General features: G+C 67.7%; 4 protein-coding genes. 1 reads left to right on the top strand and 3 read right to left on the bottom strand.

The window, feature by feature from the left end; all coding sequences use genetic code 11:
* The first annotated feature begins 78 nt into the window (after positions 1-78).
* On the top strand, positions 79-6,801 hold the full coding sequence (locus NE234_RS43770; protein WP_252787091.1) for a coiled-coil domain-containing protein: 6,723 nt from the start codon (positions 79-81) through the stop codon (positions 6,799-6,801).
* An 85-nt stretch (positions 6,802-6,886) separates the two neighbouring features.
* Here the strand turns inward: NE234_RS43770 and NE234_RS43775 are convergent, their stop codons facing one another.
* The 3 genes from NE234_RS43775 to NE234_RS43785 form a co-directional block, all read right to left on the bottom strand.
* Positions 6,887-7,942, bottom strand: a complete 1,056-nt coding sequence (locus tag NE234_RS43775; RefSeq protein ID WP_252787092.1) for an aldo/keto reductase — start codon at positions 7,940-7,942, stop codon at positions 6,887-6,889.
* 190 nt (positions 7,943-8,132) lie between these two features.
* Positions 8,133-9,029 (bottom strand): cyclase family protein, encoded by an 897-nt coding sequence (locus tag NE234_RS43780; RefSeq protein ID WP_252787093.1) that lies wholly within the window; start codon positions 9,027-9,029, stop codon positions 8,133-8,135.
* A gap of 361 nt (positions 9,030-9,390) precedes the next feature.
* Positions 9,391-10,287 (bottom strand): LLM class flavin-dependent oxidoreductase, encoded by an 897-nt coding sequence (locus tag NE234_RS43785; protein WP_252787094.1) that lies wholly within the window; start codon positions 10,285-10,287, stop codon positions 9,391-9,393.
* Positions 10,288-10,430: the final 143 nt, after the last annotated feature.

A 10,430-nucleotide genomic window follows, 5' to 3' on the forward strand; every position in this document is an offset into this window, starting at 1 on the left:
CGCGTCATTGTCCGGTTGGGGAGCCTCTACGGGCCCGGTCACGCCTTGCTTGTGTACAACGCCGGTGTACAAGGACTAGTGCTGATCTATCCCGATCAGTACGCGAAAAAGCCCGACGGCTTCATCATCAAGGTCGGCGCCAAGCAGGAGATCATCGACTGGCTCTCCGGCAAGGCCGGCAGACCGCATCGCGTTCTCGGTACACGGGACCGCGTCCTTGGCTCAGCAGCGGGTCTCCCACTGATCAATCCCCGCGCGCACTTTCAAGCAGCGGATGGCCAAGAAATCCACCTGCTCAAGAAACAGCCCAGGCCGGCATCGAGGTCGACCGCCCAAGCCGTGACCGACGCCACCCACACCAGCACCGGCATGACCCCGTTCAAGCCGGAGAGACGCCCCCACGAGGAGACCGTCGAGTCCCTGGCCGCGTCGTTGACCGCGCTCGTGCCCGAGTTGGAGGCCCTGACCCGCTTTGCTACCCACCAGGCCTCCCCCATTCCAGACAACGCCCTGCGGAAGAATCCGCTGCTGAGGGCGCTGGAGAAGAACGGCATCGCTCTGGTCGACGAGGCGGCGGCAGCGCGCTCGTTCATCGATGAGGCGAGGACCGTCCTCGCCAGCACGGTCGCGGCGGACGCCGGGCGGCTTGCCAGGATGCGAGGGTTGAGCCAACGGCTCCGTGATGAGATCGATGCGTTCGGCCGCACGCTGGACGAGCGTGGGCGGATCCTGCGGCTGCAGGAAACCGTGGTGGAGCTGCGCCGGCTTCTGAGCGGAACGGTGGCCTCGGGCCGGGTGCGCCGATGGTTGGGCCGTGAGGTGCGGCGCTTGGAAGCCGCGGCTGCGCGGGAGTTCGAGGGCATGCCGGGTGATGGCGCCGTCCTCACGCCGGAGCAGCGGGCGGCATGGATCCGGACCGGGATCGAGCATGCGGTCGTACGTCATCAGGCCAGGCTCGCCTTCCGGGTGGAGAGCCGGGCGGCGGCTCGGCGGATAGCGGGCGTCCTGACCTCGGCACGGCAGCCCACTCCGGAACAGGTGGCCCGCTCACTCGAAGAAGTCATCGCGCAGCCACCGGACCGGGGAACGATCAGCCCGAGGATCGATGGCGAGTGGGCGCAGCGGTTGGCGTACTTTTGGCTGCTCCACGAGCGGGCACAGCTCGATGTCGCGCTGCTCGGTACGGATCCGCCCACGCGACGCGCGAAGCGGGCCGAGTTGCGGATCCTCTACCGTGCCCTGCGGCAGCGGCTGTCCGAGCTGTTGGGCGCCGAGGCGACTACGGACGCGATCGTCGAGGCGGAGCTGGCCGAGCTGAGCGACGCTCTGCTGTCAGCGATCAGGCCGATCGAAGCGGCGCGGCGGGAGGACGAGGCCCGTACCGGTGTGCAGCCGTCGGAAGTCGTTCCGTCCGAGCCGGAGGCCCGGTACCTCCTGCCTGCGTATCTTCGCGGTTCGCTCGGTCCGGAGCTGGTCCAGGAGGTCGCGCCGGAGCTGGCGACGGCGTTCGCCGACGAGGTCGTGGCATTGTTGCCGCAGTGGCTGCGGGCGCACTACGCGGACCGCGTCCGCGAGCAGATCACGGAGGATTGGCTCTTCGACAACTGGGGAGACATCGCGGGTGGCGCGGCGACGTTCCGCCTCGGATTGTTCCACGTGACGTTGTGGGCGCAGATGAGCGGCGGATCCCAGCTCGGCGACGAGATCCACGTGCGGCCCAAGCACACGACCTCTCTCACCACGGGCTCTCGCGCGGGTCGCGTCCATTTCTCCATGTCCGACGGGACACTCAACGTGGCGTGGGCGATGGACGCGTTCGGGGGTGAGCACATCGGTGCCCTCGACCTGCACGGTCACGACGCCTTCGGGGGCGTGGCCACCTATGGCTGGGCCGACCACTACGAGAAGCCGCAGTCCGGGCACGGCGCGCAGATCGACCAGACGATCAAGGGCAGCAGCTACCGGGCGGTGCCGTTCGGGATGAGCGTCCAGGCCTTCGCGAAGGTCGAGGTCGTCGGGCTGCCGGGATTCTCCTGGTCGCGGGACAACACCGAACCGGCTCGGACCGTCGACAACGGTGTGAAGCTGGCCGTCTCACGGGAGGTGCTCTACCCGTTGAACGAGGCGGCCCGCGCGGTCTCACGTTCGGTCTTCCCCAGCCTGCGCGACGGCCGCTGGGAGATCATCCCGGCGAGCCTGGTGACGCGCGATCAGCCGATTCACCTGCCGCGCTGGTCGTGGGTTCAGGCGTTCGACGGTGCCCGTGAGCTGGCCGAGGCGGTCGCCATGACGGTCGGCGCCAAGCCAGGGTCGGAGCGCGAACGTCGGATCAAGGCGGCGATCACCCCGGAGAAGGTCATCGCTGCGTTCCCGCTGGCGCGGAGCAGACGCGGCTGGGAGATCACGTTCGGCGCACCGGGCGATGGGCCGGATTCCGTCACGGTGCGGTTCGAGTTCGTGAACCCGGGCCTGGTGCTGCGCGGTGACAGCGGCACCTGGGCCGACTACGCGCAGACGCTGATCACCTATCAGGACGTCGTGACGGCGCACGCGGACATGATCGACATTCCGCCGACACTGATGTTCGCGGCGTTGCAGCTCTACCACGGCAAGGCGACCGGCGACGCTCACTCGGACTTTCATCTGCTGACCTACCTCATGCCGTGGCTCTGGCGTGAGGCGGCGCGAATAACGTCCGGGCTGAGCGGCGACGCCAACGAGATGTCCAGCGTCCGGTTGGTCGGGGAGCCCACCGCGCTCATCGCGGTCAAGACCAGGGCGGTCATCGAGGTCGGGCATGGAGGCGGCTCCCCCACAGTGGTCGACCTGCCCGGCGATGGCACTACCCTGCGGGTGCTGGACCGGCATCTGCCACGGTGGTTCGGCGACGAGCTGCCACCGCTGCTCAACGGGCCGAACATCGAGACGCCGGAGCAGCGGCTGATGGCGCCGAAGACGCTGGAGCGATGGTGGCCGGCGTGGATGTGGATCGCCGACCTCGGCGAGAGTCTGGAGAACCTCTACCAACCGCTGGTCGACCAGATCAACCAGCGGTATCCGGGCGCTCTGCCGTACCCGGTACCGGGCCACGCCCGTAAGTGGGTGACCAGCCCGATCGCCGAGGCGAACCTGCGAGCGTTGAAGCAGGCCCTGTCGAAGGAGCAGTTGGCCACGAGCCTGCCGCGCATGCGCACGACCGGCGTACCGATCACCTTGCAGTGGAAGCAGTACGCCGGGCTGACCCGCCAGGTGTACGTGTGGCTGCGGGCGCGCCCCGTCGACGAACCACGGTTTCAGAATCGGATGCCCGACGGCGAGCAGGATCTCTCCACCATCATCACGCATGACCTGACCGGCTCGAGCGAGCAGATGTGGGGAAGCTGGTGGGGTGCGCAGTTCGTCTTCAGCCTCGCCGCCCTTGGGCTGAACGCGTTGCAGGCGACGGAGTTCCGGCCGATTCTCGCGGCTCGCCTGGCCAAGACCTTCGGGATCACCTCAGGGCACGTGATCTGGTCGATGTTCGGAGCTGCGATCGACGATCTGGCGGTCTTCGACCAACGCGTCCAGATCGAGGCGAGTATCAGCGCCGATCCCATCCCGCGTGACCCGACCGTCGACATGCCCGGGGCCTACCCTCTGGATGCCGAAGATGAGGGAGTCATCCCCGACCAGCACGTCGTCGACATCGCCGAGGAACCGCGGGACGGACACGACCACATCATCGTGACGGTGGAGCACGAGGACCCGAACGTCCAGGTGACCGACGACGGGCGGGTCATCGCCACCGGTGACATCACGTTCACCATGCCGGTACAGCTCACCATGAAGCCGGTCACCGGGGAGGACGGGCAGATCACCTGGGTGCCGTTCTATGACATGGCAGGTGACCACCCGGTATGGACCGCGGAGGAGGGCCGGGAATGGCCGGACCAGTCGGTGCTCCTGCCCTACCTCGGCGGCGTACGGGAGGAGATCGAGCGGGCGTTCGCCGAACGCTTCGGTGTCAGGTTGCCGGCCTGGGAGCAGGTACGGCTGACCGATTCGATCAACCTGCTGGCCGCCCGCATCCAGGATCTCCAGCACCCGCCGGCCGGGGACGAGCAGGGCTGGCCGACCTGGGAGGGTAAGGTCGGCTTCCTCGAGCAGGACGTCCTCCACGGGCAGTGGGGTGAGGCCGACGCGAGTGCGCGCATGAGCGCCCGGGTGGTACGCGCGGAGACCGTCACGCTCGCCGACGGCGCCGGCACCTACAACGAGTACGGGAGCCTCGACCTCCACGGCCTGTACGAGGAGTTCGGCACGGGCGGACAGCTTGGCCTGCGGGTACGATTCCCGATCAGCCTGAGCGAGGACACGACGTTCACTCCCCAGCCCCAACGCCTCCGGCGGGTCGAGAACAACCGCGGCAAGAACTCCGAGCTGTCCGGCTCACGCAGCCGGATGACGCTGGACCTATCGGCGGGAACCAGCTTCGTGGTACTCGGCAGCGCCGAGATCGAGTTCGACGTCACCCTCGCGGTGAGCGGCGTCACCGCGGATCCGAGTCTCACCATCAGACGCGACGGATGGTTCGTGCACAGCGCCGAGCAGTCCGACGAACTCGGCCTGGTGCCGGCGCACCGGAAGACCGGCCAGGCCCCGCCGGACACCGCCCGACCTGAGACGGCGACCGGGACGACGGCCGTACAGAAATGGCCCGGCCCCCGGGTGAAGGAGAAGGAACTGTACGTGCCGAGCTGGCTGCTCGATGGCGAGCACGGCATCGGCAACGCCGGCGTTCGCCAACCGCCCCGGATGCGGGAGTTCGCGAAGAAGATCTATCAGGACGTCAAGAACGCCTGGGGGCACCACGTCGCGGCTGAGCTGGACAAGGAGATGATCAAAGCGCTGTCCTCGGCGGGCTCGGTCGCGGTGATCGACGGCGGCCTGGCGTTCGACGTACCGCTCGGCGACCACTTCCCGATGCTGCGGACCGGAAGCCTGCGGGTGGTGCTCAAGGGCCGCCTGAAGGACCCCGGCTACCAGGGCATCAGCATCGACCGCTTCCACTCCGGTTTCCAGGTGAGCGGGGACCTCACCCGGGAGAAGACCAAGGACCGGCGCGTCCGATGGGCCACAGACGCGCGGGCCTGGATCATTCGCGACCTGCACCCCGCCAATGGCGGAGACCCGAACTCCTTCTGGTACAACCACACCTACAGCTACGGCACACAGAACGAGCGGAGCCGCAACGAGTCCAGCAGCGCCGAGTCCAAGGTCGCCCATACCGGCACCGGCAACTTGGCCCTGTCGTGGTTCGGCGTCGACTTCACCGCCGACCTCGAGCTGAGCCAAGCGCCAGTACTGCTCTTCGACCTCGCCACACTCGGCCTCCTGCACACCTCACGGTCCCTGCACGTCAAGCACGCCCAAAACGGCAGGGCCGTCGGCCTTCATCTCGACCCTCAGCTGATGACCGCGGAACCACCCCCGGTCCCCCCCATGACCGTGCTCCCCAGCTCGGCCGAGCTGCCCACCGTTCTGGATCGCAGGACCTCGCCTGCACTGTCCGACGCCCAGCGGCGGGAGCTCGGCGCGACGCCCCCGCGACGCCTCCGCCCCGGCACGACAGCCGACGCCCTGCGACACGCTTTTCAGATCCCGGCAGAGGCGTTCCAGGACGCCCAACTGATCGGCCTTCCCGGACTGGACGTCCTGCAGGGACTGGCCAGCGACCTGATGGGCGCGCCAGGCGGCGAATCGTGGTTCTACGCCTGGGGCGACATCTTCCGGCAGCTCACCTCCACGCTCACGCAGGCGCAGTTGTCGAGCCGGCCGGCGGAGCTGTTCGGCCCGGGGGGATTCACGCTCCCGATCCGTGAACCGGGCCGGTTCGGCGGCTACCTCGGCGCACTCACCCTCGCAGTGCACGCCCTGGAGTTCACGTTCGAGACCACCACCACCGAGGTGATGATCCGCAACACGAGAAACCGCGCGTCGGTCGTCCGGACCAGCGGCGGCCGCAGCAAAGTGACCTTCCACTCGCCGTGGGCGCTTCTGGACTTCCAGATGGGTGGCCGCCCAGCCGACGGCAACAACGCCGCCGGGCCGTTCTTCGGCGTGGACCACCTGGGCATCGACACCACCGTCATGGCCGATCGCGGCGTCAAGACGGCGTCCGATCGCGGCCCGAAGACCAGCGGCCGCAACGTGACCCTCGTCGGGGTCAAACCGACCTATCTGCTGATCTGGCACGCGAAGTACCGCGACCCGTGGTTCGTGGAATACACCCCGGACGTCAGCGAAGAGAACGGCGCCCTGCTCCGCGTACCGACGGAGAATCTGAAGCACTGGCAGAAGGCGCCGTGGCACGACCGCGACCTGGAGGCCGTCGTATCGACGACCGGTCGGATGACCGGCATGACCGGCGATGCCGTGACGCGCCTGCAGGGGACCTCCTCACCCGCCGAGGCCCCGACCCCGGATATGCCCGGGGCCTACCCGCCGGACACCGAGGACGAGGAAGACGCGATCGAGGTGATCGCGGCCAACGCCGCCTCCGGCCACGGCGAGGTCCTGGTGGGTGACGGCCACGGAATCGCCGATCCGGCGATGCGCCGGCCGCCGCCCGGTCCGTCCAGCGGCAATCCCCTGCAACGTAGTCGAGGATTCCGACGCCTCGCCGCACACCCTCCACGTGACAGTGCGACGGTGAGGGCTGAGAACAAAGTGGTCGATTCCAACGGCGTGATATGGCAAAAACCCTCTGCCAGCGGCGACGGTGAGTTCTGCGTCAATGTCGCCGTGGCCTGGCTGAAATAGGCCCCATCCTCCTGCGCGGGGACACAGGCCGGCCGCCCCGGCTTGCGCGCCGGGGCGGTTCGCGTCTTCAGGTAAGTTCCGAGATCTACCGCGGGCCGTCCCCGGGGGCGGGGCGGGCAGCGGAGCGCGCGTCAGGAAGGCGGCGGCGCAGAGCCGCCTGCTGGATGGCGGGTGGGTCGTAGGCCATGTCGAGCGTCCCGACGTCGGTACCGGGCGGCACGACGGCGTCGATCTGGTCGAGGATCTCGTCGGTCAGGGTGGTCTCGGCCCCTGCGAGCAGGTCGTGGAGGTGATCCATGGTGCGCGGTCCGATGATCGCGGAGGTGACGCCGGGATGGGTGATCGCGAAGGCGACCGCAAGGTGCGTCATCTTGATTCCGGCCTCCTCGGCGAGCAGGATGAGCCGTTCAACGGCGTCGAGCCGGCGCTCATCACTCAGGTGCTTGAAGCCCGTCGTGGCGCGACGGGTATCGGCGACCTGCCCCTTGCGGTAACGGCCGGTGAGCAGTCCCTGTGCCAGAGGACTCCATACGAGCGTGCCCATGCCGTACTGCTCGCAGACGGGCAACACGTCACGCTCGATTCCGCGGTTGAGAATGGAGTAAGGCGGCTGCTCGGTGCGGAAGCGCTGCAAACCGCGCCGCTCGGCCACCCACTGCGCCTGCACGATCTCGTGAGCCGGAGTGCTGGAGGAACCGATGGCTCGGATCTTGCCCGCGCGCATCAGGTCGGTGAGTACCGACAAGGTCTCCTCGACATCGGTGCTCGGGTCGGGGCGGTGCATCTGGTACACGTCGATGTAGTCGGTTCCCAGGCGGCGCAGGGAATCTTCGATCGCACGGGTGATCCAGCGGCGGGAGTTTCCCTGCATGTTGGGGTCGTCCCCCATGGGAAGGTGAGCCTTGGTGGCCACCACGATGTCGTCGCGGCGGCCCTTGAGCGCTTTGCCGACGATCTCCTCGGACTCTCCGCGAGAGTACGCGTCCGCGGTGTCGATGACGTTGATGCCCGCGTCCAGCGCCGCATGAATGATCTTGACGCAGTCGTCATGATCGGGATTGCCGATCGCGCCGAACATCATCGCGCCGAGCGCGTAAGGACTGACCTTGATGCCGGTGCCGCCCAACGTGCGGTATTGCATGACGGTCCTCTCGGTAAATGCGTGAGGTAGGGGTGGCTTCCCCTAGGACCGCAACGGAACGCCGTTCATGTGAAGCGACATGAAGCAGCGTTCCGTTGCGCGAAGGGGGTGAGTTGCGTGGAAACTGGCCAGTCAGGAGCACAGAACGCCGCGCGCGGCGCGATGTGCAGCGTAATGGCGAGCCGCAGATCTAGAAGACCGCAAGTGGATTGACCGGGAGTCCCGTGGCGCCGCGCACGGGAATCGTGCCGAGCGCGAACAGGAAACTGTAGCGCTCGATTTCGGCGCACGCCCGCGCCAGCTCGGCCACGTTGACGCAGTCGATCAACGGCATCCCCAGCTGGGCGAGCGCGATGCTGTGCAGCACAGGCAATCCAGCTGACGGTTCAGGAAGTTTGTCGCCGATGTCGCCGGCGTACAAGCACACTTCACGCTCCGCCATCCATTCGACGGCACTCAGCGAGGTGGTCGGCAGGGGGCCGAAAGGATCGTCGGCGGCGACCCACCCCCCGCGCACTACCAGCGCATCACCGGACTCGACTCGCACTCCCTGGCGCCTCTCGGCCGCCGTCAGGTCGTCTGCGGTCACGGCATGGTTCTCGGCAAGCCGCCCTCCCGGCGCCAGGTCGAGAAATACCCCCCGGGTCACGATCCCATCGACGAACGCCGACGACGAACTCCGGCCGACCGTCGCCCCGGCGGTCGCCTCGGCGAGTGGGACTCCGGGGTAGACGGTGTTGTCGGTCGGTATGTGCGCCAAGGCGTCGATGTGCGTCGAACGCGCGTGGTGGACGTTGATCAGCAGAACATCGGTCAACGCCTGGGTGGGCGAACCGGTGAACGTCATCATTTGCAGTACTGCGGAAGGCATGCCGTGCTCGCCGAAAGCGACCGGCGCGGCCATGGGCACCGGTGTGATCGGGTGGGCCAAAGAGACAACACGGCCCGTCCTGGCTTCAGCCACGCCGCGGGCACGCGCTGCGGCCGTGATGAAATTCAGGGTGCCTCGGTCGTCGTCAGCACCCCAGCGGCCCCGATTGGTGAGCGGCTTCTCTCCTCGCGGCCGGGCGATTTCGTTCGTGTCCATCTTTCCTCGCAGGGTCGTGGTCCTCTTGATAGAGGTGCCGGCTCAGCGCGGCTCGGCCGACGTCGTGAACGTCGAGGACATCAGCCGGGCCGTTGAGGGCAGCGGTCTGTCTTCCTACTTCAGGCGGGCAGTCCTGGGCTCGTCTCGACGAGTTCGGCCGCGGGCTCGGTCGTTGCCGACGTTGGCCGATGCGGTGTCGCTCATGAGAATGATTGCTCTTCGTGATGGGCGCGCAGGCTGGTTCTGTGCGACGATTCGCCAAGGCCAAAATTCGGAACACCGCTCCAGAACAAGATACGGAGTCGGTTCAGGGGGGGCGGTGATGCTGCCGCCGTGTGGCTGTAGGCGGTGGCCTGTCGGTTCAGCTCTCGTCGGAGAGAGGGCCGATGAAGGTGTCGGCGACCCAGCGTGCGACCTCGGTCGGGTAAGGCGCGGCCAGTCCGAGCACGATGTGGCTGAACCCGCTGTCGAGGGCCGCACGGATTGCGTGGCGGGTATCGTCAGGCCGGTCGTAGGAGGCCGGCAGGACGATGGATCGGGTGATCTCGGCCGGGTCCCGGCCGATCTCGGCGCAGAACTGGTCCAGCTTGGTATTGCGCGCGATCGCAACGTCGATGCTGCCGCCGGGCATGTTCCATCGGTCCGCATGCTCGGCGACCACGCGTAGCGTCGGGGTGGACTGGCCGCCGATCACGATCGGCGGGTGGGGCCGCTGCACGGGCTTGGGACTGCAGAACGCACCTGTCAGCCGGTGGTAGCCGCCCTTGAAGTCGAACGGTTCGGTTTCGGTCCACAATCTGCGGATGATCGTGCACGCCTCGGCGAGGCTCCCGACCGCATGGGCGGCATCGTGAAAGGGGAGCCCGTGCGCCTCGTACTCGCGCTGGGCCAGCGGCACGTCGGGCCGAGAACCTGCGCCGATGCCGAACTCGAGCCGGCCGCCGGAGACGACATCGACGGTGGCGGCGATTTTCGCCAGGATGGCCGGCGGGCGGAACCTGTTGCTCGTGACCATCACCCCCAGACGCAGTCGCTCGGTTTGGGCTGCGAGAGCGGGCAGGAGTGTCCAGCCCTCGAAGGTAGGCCCGTTCGGGTCGCCGCCGAGCGGCATGAGGTGGTCGAACAGCCAGACGTGCTCGATCTGCGGAATCCGGTCGGCCTCACGCCAGACCCGCAGAACGTCCTGGTAGGTGACCTGGGATGGGGCGGTCATGATCCCGAAGCTGGGGCCGCGGGTCGACGTGACGGGGACGGTCACTTCGAGTCGATTCTTCCCAGCGGGTTGCCGGCCGTGGTGAGGGAGTCGCGGGTGGTGGGCCACGCGTTGTCGTCGAGGCCGAGTGCGGTGCGCAGGTATGCCAGGGTGATCTGCTGGACGAGTGCGACGCGTTCGGGGTTTTC

The organism is Actinoallomurus rhizosphaericola (assembly GCF_024055675.1).
GTDB classification, from domain to species: domain Bacteria; phylum Actinomycetota; class Actinomycetes; order Streptosporangiales; family Streptosporangiaceae; genus Actinoallomurus; species Actinoallomurus soli.